The organism is uncultured Sphingobacterium sp., from assembly GCF_964277905.1.
Lineage (GTDB): Bacteria > Bacteroidota > Bacteroidia > Sphingobacteriales > Sphingobacteriaceae > Sphingobacterium > Sphingobacterium siyangense.
Genome location: NZ_CAXYKD010000029.1, coordinates 223,823 through 247,919 on the forward strand (window position 1 = coordinate 223,823; position 24,097 = coordinate 247,919).

Sequence of the window (24,097 nt, forward strand, 5' to 3'; positions counted from 1 at the left end):
TACCTCAAACTTAGCCGATTTTGCAGCATTCTATCGTACACAAATCCGTCAAAAAACATATATTTTTTAGTCAAAAACAGCTTTTTAAACATATTTAAGGCATATTTTATGTTTTTTTTCAAACTGATCTACGAAAAAACTATGCCCCTAGCTATGTTGAAATAGTAGGGGCATACTTATCTGATGTGGATTGTTTTAATACACTACGCGGGCTTTATTGTCGGATCGTTGATATTCGGAAGGTAGCTGGCCAAACTCCTCTTTAAAACATTGCCGAAAATAAATCGCACTATTGATTCCGACCATAAATGACACTTCAGTCACGTTATACTTCCCGGTCCGAAGTAGATCTGCCGCCTTATGGATACGTATCTTACGTACGAGCTGATTGATATTTTTCCCTGTGATGCCTTTCAATTTCCGATAAAGGGTAGACTGACTCATATTCATGCGATCAGCGAGGGTAGCAGCATCCAATACCTCATCCTGCATATGCTGTTCGACAATCTGCATAAAATCCTGAACAAATTCATTTTCACGCCAAAGTTCCTCCGTAGGCTTTTGTTCTAGTTCTATATTGGTAGTTGAAAAAGATGGTTTTGTATTTAAACTTTCCAAAACCAGTTCATTGATCTGTTTCTGTCGGTTCAATAGATTGTCAATACGTTTGAAAAGTAAAGCTGCTGTAACTGGTTTGATCAGGTAGGAGTCTATCCCCAGATCATAGCCCCGTTGTCGGTCTGCATCGGTGTTTTTTGCTGTCAATAGCAACAGTGGGATATGACTTGTACTACGTTCCTGTTTCAATTGCTGTACAAGCTGAAAACCATTCATATCGGGCATCATAATATCACTGATCACCAAATCCGGCACCCTGGCCATCGCCATTTGATAGCCTACAGTTCCATTTTCGGCGAGCACCACATCATACTGTCTTTGCAAGGTACTTCCCAGATATTCACGAAGTTCCAGATCATCCTCAACCAATAGCACTAGCGGACGTTGCGAAGAAACAGGCAGCTCGCCATTCTCAACAGCTAATCGATCGGTTTTCAATTTTACCGTAAAGGTGGTACCAAGACCAAATGTACTATTCACATCAATCTTTCCATGATGGATCGCCACAAGTTCTTTCACCAAGGCCAGACCAATACCCGTACCCTGAGTACCTGTACCCGCAACCTGATAATACTTTTCAAAAATCCTACCGATATCTTCTTTGCTAATACCTACTCCTGTATCTTCTACGGACAACACCGCCCAATGGTCCAAATCCGATTCTTCGTAATGCAAGCTTAGTTTAATATAACCTGACTCGGTATATTTATAGGCATTCGACAATAAATTATCGACGATCAATTGTACGATTTCGGCATCAAATAGCGTACGTGAATCCCTCACAGGGAGTTCAGACAACACCCGAAGACCAGGTTTGTGATTCAATGTTTTATATTTATGGGCAAGATCTACGAGCATTTCTCCCAAAGACCCAGCTTCGGGTACAAAGGGTTTAAACTGCGATTCTACCTTCCTAAATTCCAACAACTGGTTGACCAATGTGAAGAGTCTATTAGCGCTTTTCTGTACCGTCTGAACCAGTTCGCGATGTTTTTCAGTAAGCTGCTGCTCTTGGGACAGGTCGTCAAGGGGGCCTAGAATCAACGTCAAAGGTGTCCGTAGCTCGTGCGTTATATGCGTATAGAAATTCAGGCGTTCTGCATGTAACTGTTCGTCCTGCACATGTTGCCGCTCTTTCAGTTTTAGTTCGGATTCAGCTTTCATTTTTTTGAAATAGAAAGAAATGATAATATATCCAATTAGCAGCACAAGAAGCAGATACACGATCTTGGCGGATAAACTGAGATAAAAAGGTGGCGCAATGTTGATCAATAGATGCTGGTAGTCCTGCGACCATTGCCCATTTTTCATCCGGGTGCGAATCAGCAGCTCATGTTCACCATAGGGTATATTACGAAAATCGAGGTTGGTCTCGTTTCCCAGAAAAATCCAGTCACTATTAAGCCCTTGCAATTTATAGCCAAACTCGACCAAACCGTCTAGAGCAAAGTCCATCACAGCAAGTTCGATACGAAAGCTATTCTCATCATAATTGAGTTCAATTGCCTTTGTCGACGAGGGATATTTATCGACCTGCGTACCGGACTCTCCGGATCGAAAAACAATAAATCGGCTAATACTTAGGGGCGAGGTTGGTAAATTGGACGGGATTGTGGCTGGGTTGAAATAACACATTCCTTCCTGCATCCCAAAATACAGTCGACCTTCACTGTCTTTTCCTACACTTGCATTGATAAAACCTCCCAATGGCAAACCGAAAGACTGGTCATATTGTAGAAAACGTCTTTCTTTCGGGACATAGCGTAACATCCCCGATTTGGTCGAACACCAAATATTTCCAGTATGATCTTCTGCGAGTCCATTGACAAAAAGCCATGCATTCCCTCCCGGAGGCATCAATAGAGACAGATCACCAATCTTCTTACCCGCTTCCTGTAAAGCCAGTCCTTGATTTGTAGCCACCCAGATATTGTTATTTCTGTCCCGCAACAAATGATTAATCGTGTTATTTTGCAAGCCATTACCCTTGTCCATTTTTCGAAGCAGTTTATGCTGGGGATCGTAAACATAGAGTCCTTGCCCATAAGTTCCGACCCACATATTGTGTTGGCCATCTTCCATTAACGTTCGGGGCGCATAATCGCCAAGCATTGGTTTGTTGATCAAAAGCTTCTGGACATGCCCCTTTCCTTCATCGTATATAAATACCCCTTGATGTGCTGCAAACCAGATCTGTCCCAAATGGTCCTCATAAATCGCGCGTACCTCCGTCACAGGCTCACCTAAATCAATGGTTTTCCAAACGGACGATCCAGCATATTGAACGGCAATTCCACCTTTACGTAATCCGAGCCAAACATGTTGATGCTGATCCTTAAAAGCTGTTAGCAGGAAATCGTCTGCCCCACCATTCTTTTTGGTAATCTGTCTCAATAAACGCCCTTCCGCATTCATTTCGACTAGACCTGAACCTTCAGTCGCCAAACGTATTGTCCGATTTTCACCCACCAATACATTGCTCACTGTTGCCAGTCGATCCGGCAGCATATTGTCTGATGGAAAGACACTAAAGAAGGGGGCAATATGACTCACAACTCCCAAGCCACCACCATATAACGCTAGCCAAACGTTTCCAAACCGATCGGGAGTAATATGCTGGACCATCGTATTATTGCCTTTCCCCAGATCAAAACGCTCTACATGCTGTACGGCTTCAATACGCTTATCATAACCATAGCTCGGCTGCAATAAAAAGAGTTGCGACGATTCGGCCCCTATCCACAACGTATGGCCAATTTCCTTAATCGCATATACAAAAGGTTCATTTCCATTTTTTGCCAATCTTGCCAAAGAAATCTGCTGTAGTTTACCTGAAGCTGGATGATACACAGCCAGCCCCTTTCGGGTCCCTATCCACATATTGCCGGCTTGATCACAAAACAAAACTTTAATTTCATTATCCGGTAATTGTCCGGAGGTATTGTGATTAGTTAGTCTTTTCAAAGAATGGCTAATGGGATCCATTATTGTTAAACCTTCGTTAACATGCCCGATGTAAAGCATTCTTTTTTGATCTTCGGCCAGAGACCAAATGCTATTTTCGGGAAGACCCGGAAAATTCTTTTTATTGAAATGACTAAATTCTCCCGTTACCGGATCAAAATGCTGCACCCCTTGATGGTAGGTCGCTAACCACAATTTCCCATCCTTGCCTTCAATCATATCCGTAATATCATTCGTGGCTATGGATTTTGGATTAGCTGCATCATGTGTATAATAACTGAATCTATTTGTGCCTAGGTCAAGTACATTCAGCCCATTGGACCTTGTTCCGATATATACTTTCCTATCTGCATACAGCAACGTATTAATTTCATTGCTATTGATCGATTGACCGTCCTGCTTATCGGCGGCATAATACGATTTAAAAGACTTTCCCGCATAACGGTTCAGCCCCAGCTCTGTGGCTACCCACATAAATCCTTCATCGTCATGTACGATATCCAGTACCTGCTGATTGCTTAAGCCATCTTGAAGGGAAAAAAAATGGGCATTGTTGGGCTGTCCATAAACATAGGCCAACTGCCAAAGAAAAACAATAATAATGAGAAAATTTTTCATAGCTCCGCCACCACCAAATAAGTTAACAACACCAACCTGTTCTCTTGGATGAGATCCTTTGCCGACTATCATTCGCCCCAATCCATTTGTAACTTTTTGCAAAATTGTTGAGCACCGCAACAACTATACAATGAAAATATTCAGGATATAAACACAACATAGGCCCATTCAAATAAAGGTTATTTTCAAGTTAAAGATAAGAATAAATATATAAATGTCAAACAAACATTTATAATAGTACCAAGAGGAATATTGCGCATAATCTCACGGAATATTGATCAACTAAAATTACCTGCCAATACCTGAAATATTGGTATATTGCAACAAAATCTAATAACACTTGTGAATCACAAAAAACACGTTCATGAATAAAATCTTCTCAACCTTACTCCTATCCTGTGCCCTGTACCTGCCGACACTAAATTTTGCGCAACAAAAAAATGCACTTCCTCAACTCATTCCATTTCCGCAGCAATTGGAGGCTAAGCCAGGCCTTTTTCAGCTAAAGGGTCAAGAATTGGGTTACTATATTGATCCAGCCCTATCTTCTAAATCATTATCGGGATGGATCGACCATTCCCTATTCGGGAAACTGAACAAAAAAAACGTAAAGAAAGCCAGCGCAACGTTGCAATTGATTAAAAATCAAGGGCTCTCAAATGAGGGGTATGAATTGATCATAGATCAAAAAGGTGTCCAGATCATCGCCGCATCTGAAAAGGGTGCATTTTATGGATTACAGACAATCCAGCAATTATATTTACTCTCAGGAACAACAGCTAAGCTTGCTCTTCCCTATGTAACGGTCAAAGACGAGCCAGCTTTCCAATGGCGAGGTGTCGAACTCGATGTAGCCCGTCATTTTTTTCCAAAAGATTATATTTATAAATTTATCGATCTACTTGCAACCTACAAGTTCAACAAATTTCATCTGCACCTGACAGACGATCAAGGTTGGCGCATAGAAATCAAAAAATACCCAAAACTAACCGAACAAGGGGCTTGGCGGACGTATAACAATCAGGATTCTGCCTGCTTTGTTAAAGCCAAGGAAAATCCCGATTTTAATCTGCCTAAGGAATTGATCCGCACAACAAACGGAAAGGAAGAATATGGCGGTTTTTATACACAACAGGATATCAGGGACATTGTAGCTTATGCGGGTAGCCGACAAATAGAAATCATTCCGGAAATAGATATGCCAGGGCATATGATGGTGGCTACAAAGGCCTATCCCGAACTCCTATTGGACAGTCAGTCCGCGGGCTGGGGAAAACAATTTTCTGTACCGATCAGCCCCTGGAAAGAAAGCAGTTATACTTTTGTTGAGAATGTACTAAGCGAAATAATTGAGCTATTCCCATCACATTATATTCACATTGGTGCCGACGAGGTGGAAAAAGACTCCTGGTCAAAATCAGCGGCTGCGCAGGCTTTTATGAAAGAAAAGCAAATACCTAACTTACATGATCTGCAAGGTTATTTCGTCAAAAGAGTGAACAATTTTATCCGTTCAAAAAATAAACAGAGTATCGGCTGGGATGAAATATTGGACGGCAGTTCCGATACCAGCATGATGGTCATGTACTGGCGTGGTTGGGTAAAAAACGCACCTATGGAAGCTGTTAACCGTGGTCACAGGGTCGTTATGACACCTACAAATCCGCTTTATTTTGATTACCTTCCAAATAGCAGCAGCCTAGATGCCGTGTACAATATGAGCGTGGTACCTTCGGATATATCCAGCCAAAAAGCACATTTGATCCAAGGTGCACAAGCCAATATCTGGACAGAAATGATCCCCTCAACCGCGCGGTTAGAGTTTATGATCCTCCCACGTTTAAGTGCTTTATCGGAACGCGTATGGACCAACAAATCCCTGTATGATAGCTATAGAAATCGAGTGATTGCACACTTTGGACTTTGGAACAAAATGGGTTTACGGTATCGTATGCCAGACCTCAACGGTTTCGCCGAAACACAGGTAATTGTCGACGGACAATCCACACTAAAAGTCTCGAATGAACTTCCTCAAAATCCAATACATTATACCACCGATGGTAGTCTTCCAACAAAGCAAAGCGCAGTGCTGAACGGCTCTCTTGTCGTTAAAAAAGAAGGCCCTATTCGTTTTGCGACAATCTCGCCTTCGGGCGCAAAAAGTGAGCTCTATCAGGTTGATTTTAAAAATGATACTTGGAAAAAGGGTATAAAAGTTGATGAAAGCACCGTGGTTCCTGGTCTTACGGCGACATTTTTCAATGGAACTTTTACCAATACTTCTGCCATTTCGGGTTCCAAAGTGCGTCAGGAAGTGATTAACAATGTAGCGCTAAGCGATACCATCAAAATGCCTTCTTTTGGTGCAAAAATAAGAGGATATCTCTACGTCAAAGAAAAAGGAATCTATAATTTCTATTTTACTTGTGATGATGGTGGTGTCCTGCGGATCCATGATCAGCTTGTCGTTGATAATGACGGGCAGCATGCACCGATTATGAAAAGCGGACAGATTGCGCTAGAAGCAGGCTACCACCCAATTGCTGTAGATTTCCTTGAAGCTGGCGGAGGTTTCACTTTAAAACTTCAATACAATGTCAATGATTCAAAAGTGATCGATATTCCCAAAGCGTCTTTTTTCCATAAAAAGGATTAGAAAAAATCGACATAAAATAGCAGTGATACCATCCCCAGTGCAGTCAATACGCACTGGGGATTTTTTTATCCGACAAGATTCTGGTCTAATGCGAAGCTAGGGATAACATATTCGCAAAAAGGCGATATGCCCCTGCTACTCCTGCTGGCAGTTGTCGAAAGAGCGACAGGCTGTTATAGATATAATAACCTTTTCCTTTTTTGTGCAGCAGCAATAACCCATCTTCCGTACGATTATCTCCATTTTGCCCACGCAGTATCGGTTCAAAATCCGAAGCCCATTTTTGAGGTAAAAAAAGTGCCCGGTCCTGTACCCAATTTTGAAAATCATGCTGTCCGATTACATTAGGGTAGTTCAATATGCGATGGGAAGGGTTCAAAAATGATATATGGCTTTCCGTATCTGTAATTCTTTCCGGGGAAACCGCCAAAGGATAAGCCCCAACCTCCGTCAAATGCAAATCATACGGCGTATTATACTGTCCTATCAATACACCACCCTGCTCAACATAGTCACGAAAAAGTTGATGAAATCCCGTAATTAGCGGATGGCTATTGTATATTCGTATTCCCAAAACTACTGCATCAAAGCCTGAGAGATCAATTCCCCCAATTGACTCAAATGGAATAATCTCCAAATGACCAACAAGCTGGCGTAAGCTCCCTGCAAGCTCATCGTTCATCCCCGAAATATAAGCAACTTTCTGGGCCGTAATATTCACGGGTAAGTTTAGCACCCGCAATATGCCCTTGGGAAAGTAAGTTAGTTGATTAATATGTGGATAAACAATACTTCTGGATGTGAACGGATACCGTCCTGCAGCCGTCTCAATCTCAAAGCCGATTTCTTGAATATATTCCTGCTGCGCAGGCGACCTCAACTCAAAGCTAAGCTTCTCGGTTGCATTACCCGCTATATTGAGCTCAATTTCTTTCGGAAATACATCGAGCCCATCTGGTAGCGTAAGCTTAACCTTTATAGATAAGGATTCGGAGACATTAGATTGTAGCTCTAAAGCAATTAAACGTCTGGTCGCATTGGAGAGCACCACGATGTCCGAATCAAAAGTTGCTGTCACCGGGGGGGCCACCGCAACAGGACTACCAGCATGTTTCACAGGTAACTTAACCGCGATCGGTAAGCCGGCAAACTGCAGTTCCAAATGAACAGACAATTCAGTTCCAAATTGTGTCAATACAACATCAGCAGGCGACGCCGGCGCATAGTTATGTGCATCGCCCTCAGCACTAAGCCAAGTTGGAAAAGAAGGTAAAATCGTATCCAGAAGCTGACCATTTAAATGGATCGTCTTCGAAGGTGACAAAGTAAAGTCTTTTTGCTCTCCGTTACGAATAAATGGAACTTTCACTGTGGTCAGCTGTAGATTGGATTCCGATGGGATATGCGCGTTCAGGATCATATTAACCTCGGTTCCTGGTACCCAAAGTTCCTCAATAGCCTGTACTTCCAAAGATACACCAGCAAAGTCGAGCAGAAGACGCTCTACCTCAGCTCGCTTTTCATGGATAACATGACCATCAGGAACAATCCTCATCCAAAACAAAATCGTTCCAAGCTCCAAAACAAGTTCTGCTGTATCTGACTCACATTTTGCAATAAGATCGTCCACCAAGCGATTAAATACGAGTGAATAAGAATCTTGAGCAGTATATTGCGTAAAAATAGCGGGCTGTTTCTCCGAACTGATCGGTGTACCTTTTAATAATTCAAAATATTCGGTGCTAGGCTGATGCCGAACAAGACTTCCCATGGCCTGAGAACGATGCCTATTACGGCTTTCTGCAGCAATCTCACCATAATGAAAGTCCAAAGAGCCGTGTCTCACTGGAATATCCAGCGAAAAATATGCTGGCAAAGGCCTTACTTCTCCACCGATATCCTTCACACCACTGTCCTGATACACATTCCACAAGAGCTGCCGAGCCTGCCAAGGCTCCAATTCGGATAGCTGTTCTATATAAGCTGATGGATCAGCGGCCAGATCAAAAGCCTTTGCCGCTAGAATTGCTGAGGCCTGATGATGTCCATGTGAGTCTGGGACATCCGGTGAAAAACGTGTTACAATTACAGTAGGGCGAAAATAACGGATTGTCCAAACCATATCGGCAAGTACACCGTTTTCATTCCATCGTGCCAGCGTTTCATCGACAGATTTTGCAAATCCAAAATCCTTAGCACGTGTAAAAAACTGTTTTGTTCCCTCAATTGCACGGGCTGCAAGTGATTCCTGCACCCGAAGTACACCCAGATCCAGTCCTTTTTCTGTGCCTATAAAATTCTGTCCCCCCTCACCACGCGTCACGGAAAGATAGGCCGTATCGACCAACTGATGCTGAGCCAAAAAGGTCAACAATTTATTGTTCTCGTCGTCCGGATGAGCACCGATATATAAAACACGATCGGACATTTTAAGCCTACATAACGCACGCATCATCATTTGTTCTTTACGCGAAAAAGCCTGATCTAAATGTTGTTCGTGTGCCTGTTGTGCTAAATATTCCAATGCCATATCCTTCCTACTAAATATTTCTACGGCTCAAATATAGGAATATTTTTTAATAAACTACTAAATAGGTAGATTATATATTTTAATCAAGAATTAGTATTAATTATAATGGAGGATTAGCGTTAAAAACAAACATGTTGTTCGTAAAAAACACTAATCTAATCGTGTCAATACACCTTCTTTATGGGCGTAAAATTCATAGCTGGCTCCTTTTCTAAACTGCATAACCTTTTCGATATGGATACTACTATGGTTTTTGCTGAGGGTAAAGTATTTTTGCCGGAGCTGAAGCGGCAGACCAGTCCAGTGAATAGATCGTTCGAATTCCAGACCATGAGCTTTACTATATTCCAAGACAAGATTTGTTTCTCTCCAGCTCAAAGTAAGCTCGGTTTTATTTGGAAAATGAGCCAAGCTAATCAGCAAACTATCCTGATCGACAATCTTACGCGAACTACCGACCAGCAATACTGCTCCCGAAACCACCATAGCGCCATAACCTATTTTTTTAAAGAGCTTATCACTGACATAGGGCAATATAAATTTGACTGTCACTGAAGAGACTATTGTTGCTATGGCAATAGCCAAACCTAGTCCCAAGGCTGCCTTAGAATACAGACCTAAAATAATATAAATAATAAGCTTTACGAGATGTAAAAACACTTCATTTGCGGCACGGGTGGCTATAATCTCTTCTTTGGAAAGGCCCATTCTCAGATAGAACCGGTTGAACAGCAACCCAATCGCACCTGTAATTCCCGAAATAAAGCCGGAAAGAAAACCAATAATTGCCAGAAAAGATTTCGAATACTTATTTTCCGATGGCAAATCCGCATTTTTTGATCCAAATAATTGGGGGATATTTCCAATAAGGAAAAACGCGACAATCAACTGCAAATAAGAGGGTTCGATATATTTAATCAGATATCCCCCCAATAGTACAGCTGGAATGGAAAACGGCACAAACCATAAAAAGATTTTCCAGTTGATATGCCGTTTAAAAACGACTATTCTTGAGACTGAACTTGTAAATGTACCGATAGTCAACGAAAAAGGAATGACCGATGAAGGTAACATAAAATTCAAGAGAGGTATAAGGATAAGACTTGCCCCTCCTCCACAGATAGCGCTGATCCAAAAAGCGACTATCGTGCTTAAAAATAGGATAACTAAATTTGTAATCATATTTCAAAAACTAAAAAGCTACTTAACTGTAACACCTGACAAAGATGCCTCCCCTTTCTGTAGAAATTTAGAATTGATAGCCGCTGGTATTTATTTTTGATCTACATCATGCGTACACTGCCTGCTCAATCTTGTTTTGTATAAAAATTAAATGCTTTCGTATAATATCGATTTCCCGGTGTCACCAGGAACATAGATTTGTAAGGATACCTCAGGTGATTGGGGAATCAAATGATTTTGAACGCAAATAAATTAGTAGCGATGAAAGTTAGGCAAGTGTTGATTTTTAAAAGTTCTGTGAAGACCAAAGACAAGAAAATTTTTTTGATGCAATTGGTCAAAACTCATCTTCCACAAGTACAAGATGCCACGGTTGATCTTGATGATGAGGAGGCTATTTTCCGGTTCGAAACAGAAGAGTGTTGTGTCGACTATCTGACAAATTTCCTACGTAGTTATGGTATCCAAGTCGATTTTCTGGATCGCTTTGTGGTTGCCTAGGATAACTATTCGATCAAAGTAGCCCTCCGGTATATTGTTTAAAGAAAGATTCTCGATAAATCTCACCAATCGGGATTTCAAACTTATCGATGTAAACAGTATGGTTATCAAAAGAATCAATAAACGATAAATTAATCAGATAGGATTTGCTGGTACGCGCAAACAGGCTCACCGGAAGTTTCTGGTGAATTGTCTTCAAATTCATTGCAGTAATCAGTTTATTATTCCGGGTATAGATAACCACATAATCTTTGAGTGCTTCTATAAAGCGAATATCAGTAAATGCAATTTTATAGTATTTCCTATCCGATTTAATAAAAAGTGCATCCTCACTGGCCTTCTCAACCGTACTTTGGTTTTCTTTTAACGCTAGTAATTTTTTATAGGCCATTGCTTTATCGATCGCTTTGGCTAAGCGGTCTTTATTAATCGGTTTCAGCAGATAATCTATTGCATCCAATTCGTAACTTTTCAGTGCATATTGCGCATAGGCAGTCGTCAGGATAACCAGCTTGTCATTTGGAAGAGACTGTGCAAAATCGAGTCCATTGACCGTCGGCATCTCGATATCCAAAAAAAGCAAGTCCACCGGGTTTGTCTTAATACATTCCAATGCCGATATCGCATTGGAAAATGTACCGACTATCTGAATAGACGAAATTTCTTCGATTAAATTTTTCATTTCCTCCCTAGCCAGGGGTTCGTCGTCTACAATAATGCAATTCATAAGGGAATAGTAAGTTTAACGCTATATAATGTCTCAGTTGTTGACACCGACAGTTCATAATCATTTCTATACAGCAGATCCAGTCGTCTTTTGGCATTAGCCAATCCCAGTCCGCTATATTTGCTTCGGACAAATGAGTTGTCGGGATCTTTCGAATTTTCACATTCGAAACAAAGCTGCTGATCCGTCTCAGAAAAATGGATTGTGATGAAAGTATCAGCATCACCGGCGCTAAGACTATGTTTAATCGCGTTTTCAACAAAGGCCGTAAATAGATGCGGCGGTAGAAATACACCTTTTTTTTCCAATTCTATTGGGCAAGATATACGCGTTTTTAAGTTATCGCGGCGTATTTCCTCCAATTTCAGGAAATTGCCAATAAAGTTGATTTCGGACTTCAGAAGTGTCTTATCATCGTTATTTTCATACAGCTGATATCTTAGAAAATCTGATAACTTCATGATGACCTCGGTAGCCATATTCGGATCTTTTCGAATTAAAGCTTTAACGTTGTTCAGCATATTGAATAAAAAATGTGGCTGAATCTGATTTTTTAAAGAAACAAGCTCTGTGGTCAAAGCCAGGTTTTTCAGTTCAGAAATACGCTTATTGTCTTCCAACCAACGTTTAAAAAGCTTAAATGTCGTGGTGGTCAGAATAATCGGAATACAGATAAATAATGCGGCGATTAGCCCCATAGAGTCCGACTCCGGTTTTTTTATAGCGGGAATATGAATGGAATAGATGTAATTTGCAATGTACATGACTACCAGCAAACTGGCTGTTACCAGCAATATCAGTGCTAAGACATATAACTCATATTTGCCCTTAAAGAAAAACTTTGGGATCAGTACATACATATTGGCGTAAAACATGCAGACGAATACAAACCATAGGATAATAGAAAAATAAAACCGGTAACTCCCTTGAAAATGAGAACTCGAATTTGCATTTGCAAAGAGCAACAGTAAACCGATCAGAAAAAACACATGTCGCAGTGGCCTGAATTTATTTTCTGTAAAATACCTTAAAACAATGCTATTATTGAAGTCTTGCATGCATTAGAATGATTTTAACCTAAATAACAAAAATAAAGCTTTTCTTGGCAAGAATCCGATCTCTTATACGAAGACCTGTTTTTTTTATACCAAAACTGGGAGATGATTTTTAACGTTCCTTTTCACTGTTCCCCTAAATTGGACTTTTGTATAAAAACAAGACCTGTTGGTCTAAAAAAAAAATCCCACCTACAAATTTCGGCTATCCTTACAATGATTTTAATCATACATTTATGCAAAAAATACTTTTAGTGTTTATACTATTGTTTCGTATATCCACTTCAATCGCACAGACTAAAGATAGCGTACAGCAAAAAGTGAGGGCTGTTGTTACCGACAAATTCCCCATAACACGGGTTCTCAATTTGACCTATGAATCCAATACAGGATACCGTTATTCATCAAAACTCCAAGGTCAGGATTTACCTAAAACAAAAGTAGAATCGATGTACCAAGCCGGAGGTAGTATCAACATTAATTTTTTAAAGAGCAGAACCTGGAACTTGGGTACCAATATTGGCTATCAATTCACTTCTATCAACTCCAATCGTCTAGACCCTATCGCACAATCCACCATACAGTCAACCCATCAATATCATTATCATTACGAATCACTTAATCTTACCCGTTATTCACGTTTATGGGGCAAAGTAGCATTTTATACCGCAACGGTTGCTGCCAATGGGAGTGAAAAAGCAATAGAACGCATTAATGGGATATTATCTGCTACTGTGGTACTAAAAGCTACGCGGGAGATTCAAATGGCGGTGGGCCTCATCGGCTTTATAGATCCGGCAGCAATTATTCCGGTTTTCCCAACCTTTGCCTACAAGCAACAATTTGCCAATGGGATGATACTTGATGTCATCTTACCTAAAGGAGCCTACCTTCGAAAAGAGGTCTTACGGAATGGCCGCGTTTCAATAGGTTCCGATTTAAATAGTACGATCTTCTACCTCTATAACTTTCAGGGCGCTGAAAAAGTATATACCTTCAGTCAGATGGAGATCAATTCGGGTCTGACTTATGAACATAACCTGGGCCGATCTTTTATTGCTACCCTTAAATCAGGACTAAAAACCATACCTCGTGCACGCGTATTTGAAAAAAACAAAACCCAGCGCGATTATGTATGGGAAGCAAGTCCCGATCCTTCGTTTTATATTAATGCAGGGCTTTCCTTCAATCCCTTTGCTAAGAAAAGGAAATAATATCTTTTTTTCGGGTTATCCACCCCATATAAATCGATGATTGAAAGAATCGAACAGGAGGCTCAAATCCGGCTTCCTCACAGAGCTCGGCTAATCGTTCTTCCGAGACATGCAACAATTCATGCTCGATTCTTCGCAATCTTTGAGCGACCTGTATTTCATCTATCCCCTTGGGCAGAAGAAGTCTCAACAACTGCAAGTTTTGTTGAATCTGCTCCTTATTGCCCGTAATATCTAATAATAACAAGGGTGCTTGCGACATCATTCTCTTGGAAATATCTTGGAGCAGAACCAATTTTTCGCCATTGTCTTCTAAAAAGTGTAATACAAGCAAAAGCGTCGCAGCACCATATTGTTTCTCTTCGTCCAAATCACTTACCACACCTTCGACAAGATGAACATTCTCGTCCGCTTCAAATTTTTCCAGGGCCTGACTAATCATCTCAGGCGACGGATCTACCCCGGTTATTGTCCAAGATTCTGCTGTGTCAACAAAACGTTCTATTTCATTTCCTGTGCCACATCCTACCACCAATAAATCCTTATTTTCAGTTTCTCGGAGGAGCTTTGGCAACTGATCTAAAAAATAATGGTAATTGGGAATCCAGCTCTCAACAAATTGGTCATAGCCACTTGCACGCTCATTTTCAAACAGTTCTACTTTATTCATCTAGCTAACAATAATCGTTCAATATAAAATCAGTATGCAGTTAAAAGGTATACCTTTTCTGCATTCCAAATATACATCCAAAGTTATCTATTTAAAACTATTCTAAATAACTAATGATTATTCTGACAATCTCGTTACTTATATTTCACCGAATAGATCGGTCAATGAGTTTCTATATTCAGGTTATATCAATACTATTTTTTTGAAAGTGTATCAATTACTTTTTTCAGATCGATCCCTTTCCCCAATACAGGTTTAAAGATATCACCCAGCTGATGCATTCTTTGAATCGCATTAAACAAGGTGAAATCACTAATTTTCAACCCTTTTTTAACTTCATCCCAATGTAATGGCATGGACACTGTCGCTCCAGGCTTGGGACGTACTGAATATGCTGCAGCAATGGTAGCATGTGGTCTATTTTGAAGAAAATCAAGATACATTTTACCTTTCCGAGCACGAACAGTTCGCTCTAAGCTGGTATAGTCGGGTAGCTCCGCATGAATCAGGGTGACAATAATATGCGCAAACTCCTTGGACTGATCGTAATTATATTTATTTCCTAATGGTATATATATGTGAAGTCCAGTGGAACCACTTGTTTTACAATACGAAGGTACCGCCATATCATCTAAAAGTTGTTTGGTGAGCTGGGCGGTTTCAATAACCTGATCAAATGTATTTTTATCCGGATCCAGATCAATGATACAAAAGGTCGGATTATCCGGTTTTCCGACGGTACTACTCCAGGGATTCATTTCAATACAGCCAAGATTAGCCATATATAACAATGTAGCCTCGTCTTTTCCGACCAGATAATGCCGATCACGGCCATCGGCCTCACTTTGGTAAAGATAGGTTTCTGCCCATTCCGGTGCTGTATCGGTAACATCCTTGAAATAGAACCCTTCTTCTTTGATACCATTTGGGTATCGATTCATACTTTGTGGTCGATCTTTAAGGTATGGTAAAATAAACGGTGCAGCCTGCTCATAGTAATTAATTAAATCGCGCTTGGTGATCTTTTCGTCAGGCCAAAATAGTTTATCGAGGTTGGTAAATTTTAACTCATGTCCATTTACCTTCTGAACCTGGGTTTTGTCTTTGGGGTTTAGCATTGTTTTATAGTTTTTCTTATCCGAACTGCCTTCCTTACTATTTTTTCGCATCCCATCTCCCTCTTTTGATTGTTCGCCGATAATCTCATTAACAGCCAACTCTTCTTCTAGAATCACTTTTTTGGCATTTTTATCGTTACGCATGCCGACAAATGAGGGATGTCGCATAAGGCCGTCCCCGGTCATTTCTGTAAAGCTCACTTCGCAAACCAGGTTGGGATGTAGCCAGGTGACAGCGGCATGAGGAGGGCGGGGTCTAAATCGTGAGGATTTGTTGATATCGGGTTCGTCATCAAACGGGCTATTTTTTGTGACCAAGGGTTTGAACTGCGCTATCAGCTCTTGTTGTAATTTTGCACTGAATCCTGTTCCGACCTTTCCAGTATAAATAAGCTTTTTACCTTCATATAGGCCTACCAATAGGCTACTAAACAGTTTGCTTGAGCCTTCGTTCTTTGTAAAACCGCTAATAACAACCTCCTGACGCCTATTAGCCTTGATTTTCAACCAGTCAGCTGAACGCTCATGTATATGGTAAACGCTTTCCTTGCGTTTGGCCATAATCCCCTCTATACCGAGTTTTTTGGCTTCATTCAAAAATCCAACGCCCGATGTATCGAAATGTTCACTCAATAAAATCAAATCGTTTTGCGGCATTACTTCCTTTAAAATCGCTTTTCTTTCCAATAGCGAAAGACCTTTTAGATCTTTTCCATCGTACCAAAGGATATCAAATACATAATATACCAAATCACCATCTGCCTCACTTCTCCAGTTTTGTAGGGCCGCAAAATTAGCGGTTCCATTTTTTTCCAATACAACGATCTCGCCATCGAGTACGGCATTGATCGCGATGCTTTTCAGGGTATCATATACTGGATAAAACTTTTCATTGAAGCTTTTGTCATTTCTGGATTTTAGTTCTATTTTGCCATTTTTCATAAAGGCAACAGCACGATAACCGTCCCATTTCACCTCGTATACCCAATTTTGATCATCAAAAGGCTCGTCGATCAGCGTCGCCAGCATGGGCTGCACCGTAGTATAAAAGACCTGCTTCGGTGATTTCTTTAGCAAGTCGGTGATATTATACGCTTGTTTCTGCGTCTCAGCCGTTTTCTTTTTAGGCACTTCTTCCAACTGGTTACTGATTATTTCAGCAGCATTCCTACTTTTTTTGCCTTTATTTTTTGATATGCTATTCTTTTTAACAACTGGTTGTCCATAGACTTTATCGGGCGATTCTTCCATTTCCGCTATCGTCTTTCCCGACAATACGGATTTATCCTTTGCTATGAAATCCTTGCTTGTTGCATATTGATCTTCCAACTTCATCAGTAGCCATTCATTTCCCCCTCTTCCATATGCTTTTACCAAAGCAAATTCTCCCTTCAATTTTTCTCCAAACAATCTGAATTTGAGCTTTCCGCTATAAAGCTGATGTCGAAGATTCTTATCCATTTTTACAACATCATTTGTCTCAGGAGCTAAAGCTTCATATCGCCCTTCATCCCACACGATCACTGTGCCACCACCATACTGTCCTTTTGGTATGATACCTTCAAAATTCCGGTAATCGTAAGGATGATCTTCAACCATCATGGCCAAGCGTTTGATAGATGGATCCATAGATGGTCCCTTGGGAACCGCCCAACTTTTGAGCACTCCGTTCATTTCAAGCCGAAAATCATAATGCAGATGTGAAGCATCATGCATCTGCACGACGAACCGCAATTCCTTTCCGCTTGATCTACCTCCAAAGGGTTCCGGTGTTTTTCCTGCGGAACGCTTTTCGCGATATTTTGACAAACCCATACGCCTGTTTTTAATCGTAGCTAACTTTCTATCTTAACACAACCATAACACAAAAAAAGTTTGTTTTTTTAGATGTTCGGGTTGATAAAGGTTCAGCATAGTTTTCTGGTAAGATCTCACAATTCAGCATAAAAAAGGCCAGGAAATCAACCCCTGACCTTTGAAAAATACAATATCTAACCTACATTACTTACTTTTTTAACCGGTGCAGATCGCAAATAGTTTTAAATATTTTTAGGAAATTCGTCTTTCCACCAAGTAAAACGCCAGTCATCGCCTTCTTCTTCGGTCAACAGGCATTCTTCCAGCTCCGCCAGATATTTTTCTTTATCCAGATCCTGACCTATAAATACCAATTCATTTTTTCGATCTTCCCACTCGGGATGCCAACGTTTAAGAAGTTCAGGTCTGATTTCGGCATAACTGGGATACTGATAACGCTGCTCTTCGGGCATACTACTCCACCATGAGCCTGCACTTTCCAACCTTACGCTACCGCCTGCCTGACTAAAGCTAATGGCCAAATGCGGGCGGGAGGCCAACCACAGGAGACCTTTAGCTCGTATGATATTGTGCGGATAGCGCTCGTTGAGGTAATGGTGCAGTCGTTGTGGATGGAAGGGTCGTTGCGATCGAAAGACAAAAGATGAAATACCGTACTCTGCTGTTTCGGGTGTATGTTCATTTTCAAGTTCCCTGATCCACCCGGCCGATGATGAAGCTTCATCAAAATTAAAAGAGCCCGTACCCATAATTTCCCGGGGATCAACGCGTCCAAATTGTGTACGGATACGCTTTGCACCTGGATTGAGCCGCCCAATTGCAGCCTCCAGGGTACCCAAAGTTTCCTCAGATACCAGATCGGCCTTATTCAGAATGATAACATTCGCAAACTCGATCTGATCAGTCAACAGATTTACGATCGCCCTATTATCATAGTCGTCATCCGTCAATTTCCGATCTAATAAGGTGTCGGCGCTTCCAAAATCTTTGGCAAAGTTGAAACAGTCCACAACTGTTACCATGGTGTCAATATAACTGAATGTAGACAGGTCAATCGCATTATCATTACCAATATAACTGAATGTCTGGGCAACAGGGATAGGCTCTGAAATACCAGTACTTTCGATAAGAAGATAATCAAAGCGGTTTTCTTTCGCTAGTCGCTCCACCTCCACCATCAAATCCTCCCGTAATGTACAACAAATACATCCATTGCTCATCTCTACTAATTTTTCTTCCGTTCGCGAAAGTACATTTTCGCGCTCAACAGCCTGTGCATCAATGTTCACTTCACTCATATCATTCACAATGACGGCCACTTTCTTACCCTCCTTATTGTGTAAAATATGATTCAATAGTGTTGTTTTTCCTGCGCCTAAAAATCCACTTAAAACGGTGACAGGCAATTTAGTTTTTTGGGAAATGCTGCTCATAGTAATTTCGTTTTCACAAATGTAAAAACAATAACACTTAAATGCAACACTGTTGCTTTGTTGTTGTACGCACTAAACCAAAAGTCTTCCAAATGCCATTAAAAACTTATCAATGATTAAGATAAGTTTCATTTCACCTGATCAGCAAGACGTTGCCTTAAGATACGTTCACGATCAGCATCCCAATACTTGCAGTCCAGTTCGATAAATAAGGAACTGTAAGGTAGAGTTGACTCGGTCTTCAGTACGACAACACCAAAAAGCTGTGCTGCTTTATCCATTTTCGCAAATACTTCTTCGTGCATCAGCGGGATTAATTTTATGTTCGGAAGTAATTTCTTTAGACTCTCCTGATATGCTTTTAAGCCTGGCGCGATGGTTTCATCTAAGTATCCAAGCTCCTTATCTTGGTAAAAAACAGGTTTTATATGTGTTTGCTTATCGAGTAGTCGCAATGCGGTATCCAATACCTCGGGCATCTTTCTTCCCGTATTAATAATCAGCATATTTTTGGTCGCAGGAGCGGGATAGGCCTTATCAACAATCAATATCCAATTGCGGTGACCTAACAAAGGTAATTGCTGCGAAAATAAATCCTTCCAGTCTGGTTTTAACGGCGGATCACCCAAATGACGTGGCGATGATTCACAAGCGACCATCACAGCAAGCATCATGAAAAGAAGCAAATTATTTATCCATTTTTTCATAGCCATTGTATTGTTAGTGTATCTCCATTTTTTAGCATGACTTGCTCCTTAAAACTAAGGATCAGACGCCCATCGGTGCGTTTCAGCTCAACCAGTTCAATCGACCTTTCATTTTGCTTTACAATGAGTTGTTTTTTATTGAGCGATAGGTCATCCGCATCACCTAGATGAAATTCATTGAGCATCAATTGACCATATTTCAAGGTCAGTGTACACTGACATACCCCTTTAGTTTTTCGCTTCTGGGCATATGTCCCCCATCCTTTTGCTGTTGTGAAAGGCGCCTTGAAATCTGCTTTTCCTAACTTAGGGGCAAATCCAATCTGCCCTTTCGGCCCATGATAACTAAAACCACAGGCGTTGATAAAGGTTCCATAGCTTGCCATGGCACGTGCATAATGATCGCTGCATTCAATCTCATTAAAAGGATTTCTCTTGGCAGCATGATGGCGATCGTGGATCACCCTTGTCAATGTTAAACTTTCGTCAACCATGCCTTCAGCCATCATATGTGCTGCGACCTGATGTTCAAAGCCACTCATGCATTCATGGAAATAACCTAATTGCCAGGTAGTATTGTCCCCATAAGCCTTGTCTTCATTCTTTGGATTAGTGTTCATAACCATGCCCCCCTCCCCAGCCAAGGCATAAGGCCTTCCGCCAAGATGTGTTTTTATATAGGGACCAACATCCATGGTAAAGTTATATTTCCAGAGTGCTTTCAATGCAGACACTACGTTCTCCTGACGATTGACCCCCGGCATGTCCACTTGTCTGCACCAGGCCTGACCATAAACCTGGTCAATATGACAGGTATTATAAGAGCCTAGCATCTTTCGCCCCCGCAGCATATCGGGACGATGAATATAATACTCTCCATTAAAGAGTTTGCTATCCATATTTTCAGATCCCTTCCTAACGTATTCCAAACACAATTTTTGAAAGGTTTTATCACCTACTTCCTTCGCCATCAATGCAGCAGCCTGTATTGCTGCGAGACATAATCCGACAATCCAGGCAATTTCACCTTCCCAGACCGCATCGAGTGTATTTTCCATTGGTGTATCGGTCATACCATCCTTGTTTTTATCCTGATCAAGAACAAATTGAACTGCCTTCTTAAGTTTAGGCCAGTTTCGCTTAAGGAATTCGCTGTCGCTGCTCATCTGATGATCGCGATAGAAGCGTAGAATAACACCAGCCTGCCCATCGATAGCCGGTCTTTTTTCATATTCAGCACGAAAGATGATGGCACCGGTATCAGACTGAAAGCCAACACCTAGATCCGTCACTTCACGTAGATTACGTTCAAGATCCGGAAATATCCTGCCCATGGACTGCCCATATTGCCATACGTGCGTACAGGTACCAGCACATGCCCCTACTCCTTCCCAGCCCCAAAATCTTCCCGAAGCAAAACGCATGGTGTTTGCTGTGGCCAGTGTGCCTATATTGACAAAAGTGCGATCCATAAACCAGTACGGCAGTGTTGTATCATTCCAGGTCTGCTGCCATGCCATGGTTTCACTCTCGAGTTTTTCACGATTGTTCAAATAATAATTGATTACTTCGGCCGCATTACTAAACCTGGCACCATACCAATAACCTGATTGCGCATCCTTGAGGTGAAGTTTCAGTTTAGGGTGTGGATTGTTAAAATACCAGGATATTGCATAAGAAATTTGGCTTGTCGCCTTCGCTTTTATTGTCCGTTTTACCGTAAAGGCACCTACTTGCAAATCCGAAAAATCGACGGTCGAATCCACCCTATCCGCCTTTACCTCCTGCGGGTTTACAGGCCATTCCTGTAACCTCGTCGTGGGTTGCGCTTCTATATCAATACAGGTAAAAGCCATTGATCCATGGTCGCCAGCTTCCATGGCTTGAGTAGGAACCTGATCGCAACTAAAAAGCAACACTTGAGTATCGGCATGTTCCGCGAGGAAAGAGCGTTTGTGTACAGTATCAAAATCTTTCCGCCCTTTATGTACACCATTTTCCATCCAGCCCGTAACCGTTACATCGACTGGCGCGCCGCCCTTGTTCTGCAATTCGATATGTATTGTGGTAAGTGGCAACGAAGAATTGTCCTGATCTAAAGGAATAAATGGTGAATAGGCGACCAACACCACATCCAATGGAAAATCGATACTGCTATAGGTTATTCGACATGTTGGATATGTTGCTTCAAATGCAACCTCATCCCAGTGGTTTTCCCTAAGCTCCTTGATAACCTGCTTTCCATCGACTAAGGTCGAAATCGCAAAGCCCTGTTCCATAGTCCGCAGGTTGTCTGCTATAGCAGGCTCAATATAAGCAGATCCATCCCTCGGCCGCACAGTGACCAATTCTTTTCCATTGTTCCATTGTACATTTTTGGGCTCTATCCCCTCACGCTCACCATCATAAGCCGTATTAAATATCTGCCACAACCATAGCCGGCCATCACCTCCTATATAGACCGTACCCGAATGTAAACCACCCACAGGCATTCCAATGTACCGAAGCTCATTTTTACTTTTTCGATAAGTAATTTTTTTACCCTTTTCATACAGCGAATCAAACCATTGCCCGCTGATACCTTTTTCCTCCGGAATGTTGTGAACAGGTTTATCCCAGGCAAATACGGTATTTGACCATACAGGAAATTTGCTGACCAATACGCCCAGGCCAACTAAACTGGCTTTCTTAAAAAAACTTCTTCTATCCATTCGTTTATAATTTATTGCCGTCCCGAATTTAGCGGAAGGAACTATTGGTTTGTCTACACAAGATATTGAAATATCCTTGATATCCAGCAATAAACATCTTCACAACAAATGGTTAATCATTAAAAAATTAAAGCCGCCTGATGTAGCAAAATCAGAGCGGCTCAGCTTACAGCACAGGAAAGTCTGTAAAGGTTACCTACCAGTGGATCTATTCGCTTAAAACAAACGCACTTTAAATCCCAGTTGATACTGGTCAATATGTGCATCCCAGTTGTCTACGATTTTATTATTCTTTTTGAACTGTCGGTATCTAAAATACAGCGCGCCAAGGTCTATCCCTAATGCGTAACCAATCCGTGTACGACTGTTGAACGCTGGTTTTCCATCATTAAGTTTATAAGCATCGTCATTGAGCAGCATATTAAGGTCTAGACCGCCCAGGATGGAAAATTTTCTTGTAAAATTAACTTTAAGGTACACCGGAGTGTTGAGATATTTCAGCGAACGGGTCCCTTTGGACAAACCTCCAGGAAGGGAGGCTGTGTTGTCATTGACACGAATTCGGGTTAAATTATAGCTAGGTTCAACTTGAATATCCATCTTGCTATTAAGCCCAAATATCAAATCTCCACCCAATTGATATCCCATTCTATTGGCGCCAAATGCATTCCCACTTGCACGCGAAATATTACCACCAACCCGAAGTCCAAATCCCATTTGTCCGTAACATGCGGTCTTGAAACCGAACAATCCCATGATCAAAAAACAAACTAGTGTACAATGCTTCAACTTTAATCGATCTATCTTTATCATTTTTACCATAAAACACACCATTACATTAGACCAATAACTGTTTTCCTGTAATTTGCAACTTCACAAAATAGGCTATATTATTTTTCTTTATACTTTCCTTCAATATTCGCGCTTCCTTCGTAAAGTACGTGTGGGTTCGCAAGAAGGCAAGGGTCAGTGCACACCAGATACGTTCATCGATCACCTGATTCTTTCTATAATTTACCTCCAGATACATCCTTTGGTTAAGGTCAACAAAACTTTTACTTCCTAAATGAAAAGAAACTGCATCCACAACTATTTCTTCCAGCAGGTTTTCCGGTTTTTTCGAGGGCCTTGTTGCGAGAATACACATTTCAACTTTTTTTATTACCGACTCTACAACAAAATGCTCCTGTAGAAAACAACGCGCTAACGATATACTCTTTTGCCGGGTTCCTTTTACCCCTTCAAATAGATAACCAATATCCTGGAAATAAGCGGCACAATTTACGACGAATTTATCTTCGGCCGTCAGGGTATATTTTTCACTTATGGTCGTTACTGCATCTACAATATCACGAACCCTATCAATGGTGTGAAAACACAGTTGTGGATTGTGGTTATCGCGATAACTCTGCACTAAAAAAAGGTCTGCCTGCTGAAGTAAATTTGTGTAATCCATTTAAGCAAAACTAAAATTCCGTAAAAAATAGATTTAACATATTATACCAAAGGGTCTATTTTTTATACCAAAAGGCCCTTTAAACAAAAAGGCCAGGTAATCACACCTCGCCTTTATCC

The 24,097-nt window shown here is 41.1% G+C and carries 15 protein-coding genes; 3 read left to right on the top strand and 12 right to left on the bottom strand.

What is annotated here, in order from left to right:
* Positions 1-195 precede the first annotated feature (195 nt).
* Positions 196-4,302 carry a two-component regulator propeller domain-containing protein gene (locus ACHWSC_RS13605; protein ID WP_394677122.1) on the bottom strand — a complete coding sequence of 1,369 codons (4,107 nt, stop codon included), beginning with the start codon at positions 4,300-4,302 and terminating at the stop codon, positions 196-198.
* 262 nt (positions 4,303-4,564) lie between these two features.
* Here ACHWSC_RS13605 and ACHWSC_RS13610 point away from each other — a divergent pair, with 262 nt between their 5' ends.
* Positions 4,565-6,856 carry a family 20 glycosylhydrolase gene (locus tag ACHWSC_RS13610; RefSeq protein ID WP_394677123.1) on the top strand — a complete coding sequence of 764 codons (2,292 nt, stop codon included), beginning with the start codon at positions 4,565-4,567 and terminating at the stop codon, positions 6,854-6,856.
* Positions 6,857-6,941: 85 nt separating this feature from the next.
* Here ACHWSC_RS13610 and ACHWSC_RS13615 read toward each other — a convergent pair whose 3' ends face one another.
* Both ACHWSC_RS13615 and ACHWSC_RS13620 read right to left on the bottom strand, forming a co-directional pair.
* Entirely contained in the window at positions 6,942-9,386 is a 2,445-nt protein-coding gene (locus ACHWSC_RS13615; protein ID WP_394677124.1) for a PIG-L family deacetylase, read from the bottom strand.
* 150 nt (positions 9,387-9,536) lie between these two features.
* Positions 9,537-10,568: a sulfite exporter TauE/SafE family protein gene (locus ACHWSC_RS13620; RefSeq protein WP_394677125.1), complete on the bottom strand. Its 1,032-nt coding sequence runs from the start codon at positions 10,566-10,568 to the stop codon at positions 9,537-9,539.
* Positions 10,569-10,829: 261 nt separating this feature from the next.
* On the opposite strand from ACHWSC_RS13620, the gene ACHWSC_RS13625 reads away from it, so the two are divergent.
* The gene (locus tag ACHWSC_RS13625; RefSeq protein ID WP_394677126.1) at positions 10,830-11,069 is read left to right on the top strand and encodes a hypothetical protein; all 240 of its coding nucleotides are present in this window, start codon (positions 10,830-10,832) and stop codon (positions 11,067-11,069) included.
* Between the two features lie 13 nt (positions 11,070-11,082).
* Here ACHWSC_RS13625 and ACHWSC_RS13630 read toward each other — a convergent pair whose 3' ends face one another.
* Both ACHWSC_RS13630 and ACHWSC_RS13635 read right to left on the bottom strand, forming a co-directional pair.
* Positions 11,083-11,796 (bottom strand): LytTR family DNA-binding domain-containing protein, encoded by a 714-nt coding sequence (locus ACHWSC_RS13630; RefSeq protein ID WP_088162316.1) that lies wholly within the window; start codon positions 11,794-11,796, stop codon positions 11,083-11,085.
* Positions 11,793-12,854 carry a sensor histidine kinase gene (locus ACHWSC_RS13635; protein WP_394677127.1) on the bottom strand — a complete coding sequence of 354 codons (1,062 nt, stop codon included), beginning with the start codon at positions 12,852-12,854 and terminating at the stop codon, positions 11,793-11,795. The genes ACHWSC_RS13630 and ACHWSC_RS13635 overlap by 4 nt, the downstream gene beginning before the upstream one ends.
* 233 nt (positions 12,855-13,087) lie before the next feature.
* Between ACHWSC_RS13635 and ACHWSC_RS13640 the strand changes: the two genes are divergently transcribed.
* Positions 13,088-14,065: a hypothetical protein gene (locus ACHWSC_RS13640; RefSeq protein ID WP_201667658.1), complete on the top strand. Its 978-nt coding sequence runs from the start codon at positions 13,088-13,090 to the stop codon at positions 14,063-14,065.
* On the opposite strand, the gene ACHWSC_RS13645 is transcribed toward ACHWSC_RS13640, so the two are convergent.
* From ACHWSC_RS13645 to ACHWSC_RS13675, 7 genes are all read right to left on the bottom strand, one after another.
* Positions 14,049-14,735, bottom strand: a complete 687-nt coding sequence (locus tag ACHWSC_RS13645; RefSeq protein WP_120332463.1) for a class I SAM-dependent methyltransferase — start codon at positions 14,733-14,735, stop codon at positions 14,049-14,051. The genes ACHWSC_RS13640 and ACHWSC_RS13645 overlap by 17 nt on opposite strands.
* Positions 14,736-14,929: 194 nt before the next feature.
* The gene (gene ligD, locus ACHWSC_RS13650) at positions 14,930-17,668 is read right to left on the bottom strand and encodes a DNA ligase D (protein ID WP_394677128.1); all 2,739 of its coding nucleotides are present in this window, start codon (positions 17,666-17,668) and stop codon (positions 14,930-14,932) included.
* A gap of 224 nt (positions 17,669-17,892) precedes the next feature.
* Positions 17,893-19,104, bottom strand: coding sequence for a GTP-binding protein (locus ACHWSC_RS13655; protein ID WP_394677129.1), 1,212 nt, complete (start codon positions 19,102-19,104; stop codon positions 17,893-17,895).
* A 128-nt stretch (positions 19,105-19,232) separates the two neighbouring features.
* The gene (locus ACHWSC_RS13660) at positions 19,233-19,811 is read right to left on the bottom strand and encodes a hypothetical protein (RefSeq protein WP_394677130.1); all 579 of its coding nucleotides are present in this window, start codon (positions 19,809-19,811) and stop codon (positions 19,233-19,235) included.
* Complete coding sequence (locus tag ACHWSC_RS13665; protein WP_394677131.1) at positions 19,808-22,522, bottom strand: GH116 family glycosyl hydrolase; 2,715 nt, start codon at positions 22,520-22,522, stop codon at positions 19,808-19,810. The genes ACHWSC_RS13660 and ACHWSC_RS13665 overlap by 4 nt, the downstream gene beginning before the upstream one ends.
* 216 nt (positions 22,523-22,738) lie before the next feature.
* Positions 22,739-23,335 (bottom strand): outer membrane beta-barrel protein, encoded by a 597-nt coding sequence (locus ACHWSC_RS13670; protein WP_394677132.1) that lies wholly within the window; start codon positions 23,333-23,335, stop codon positions 22,739-22,741.
* A 25-nt stretch (positions 23,336-23,360) separates the two neighbouring features.
* Entirely contained in the window at positions 23,361-23,978 is a 618-nt protein-coding gene (locus ACHWSC_RS13675; RefSeq protein ID WP_394677133.1) for a hypothetical protein, read from the bottom strand.
* Positions 23,979-24,097 lie beyond the last annotated feature (119 nt).

Bases quoted from the DNA above. Each gene is read 5' to 3' on its own strand.
- ACHWSC_RS13615 (WP_394677124.1), bottom strand. From the start codon at position 9,386: ATGGCATTGGAATATTTAGCACAACAGGCACACGAACAACATTTAGAT.
- ACHWSC_RS13640 (WP_201667658.1), top strand. From the start codon at position 13,088: ATGCAAAAAATACTTTTAGTGTTTATACTATTGTTTCGTATATCCACT.
- ACHWSC_RS13660 (WP_394677130.1), bottom strand. From the start codon at position 19,811: ATGAAAAAATGGATAAATAATTTGCTTCTTTTCATGATGCTTGCTGTG.
- ACHWSC_RS13610 (WP_394677123.1), top strand. From the start codon at position 4,565: ATGAATAAAATCTTCTCAACCTTACTCCTATCCTGTGCCCTGTACCTG.
- ligD (WP_394677128.1), bottom strand. From the start codon at position 17,668: ATGGGTTTGTCAAAATATCGCGAAAAGCGTTCCGCAGGAAAAACACCG.
- ACHWSC_RS13620 (WP_394677125.1), bottom strand. From the start codon at position 10,568: ATGATTACAAATTTAGTTATCCTATTTTTAAGCACGATAGTCGCTTTT.
- ACHWSC_RS13635 (WP_394677127.1), bottom strand. From the start codon at position 12,854: ATGCAAGACTTCAATAATAGCATTGTTTTAAGGTATTTTACAGAAAAT.
- ACHWSC_RS13645 (WP_120332463.1), bottom strand. From the start codon at position 14,735: ATGAATAAAGTAGAACTGTTTGAAAATGAGCGTGCAAGTGGCTATGAC.
- ACHWSC_RS13655 (WP_394677129.1), bottom strand. From the start codon at position 19,104: ATGAGCAGCATTTCCCAAAAAACTAAATTGCCTGTCACCGTTTTAAGT.
- ACHWSC_RS13675 (WP_394677133.1), bottom strand. From the start codon at position 23,978: ATGGATTACACAAATTTACTTCAGCAGGCAGACCTTTTTTTAGTGCAG.
- ACHWSC_RS13670 (WP_394677132.1), bottom strand. From the start codon at position 23,335: ATGATAAAGATAGATCGATTAAAGTTGAAGCATTGTACACTAGTTTGT.
- ACHWSC_RS13665 (WP_394677131.1), bottom strand. From the start codon at position 22,522: ATGGATAGAAGAAGTTTTTTTAAGAAAGCCAGTTTAGTTGGCCTGGGC.
- ACHWSC_RS13630 (WP_088162316.1), bottom strand. From the start codon at position 11,796: ATGAATTGCATTATTGTAGACGACGAACCCCTGGCTAGGGAGGAAATG.
- ACHWSC_RS13625 (WP_394677126.1), top strand. From the start codon at position 10,830: ATGAAAGTTAGGCAAGTGTTGATTTTTAAAAGTTCTGTGAAGACCAAA.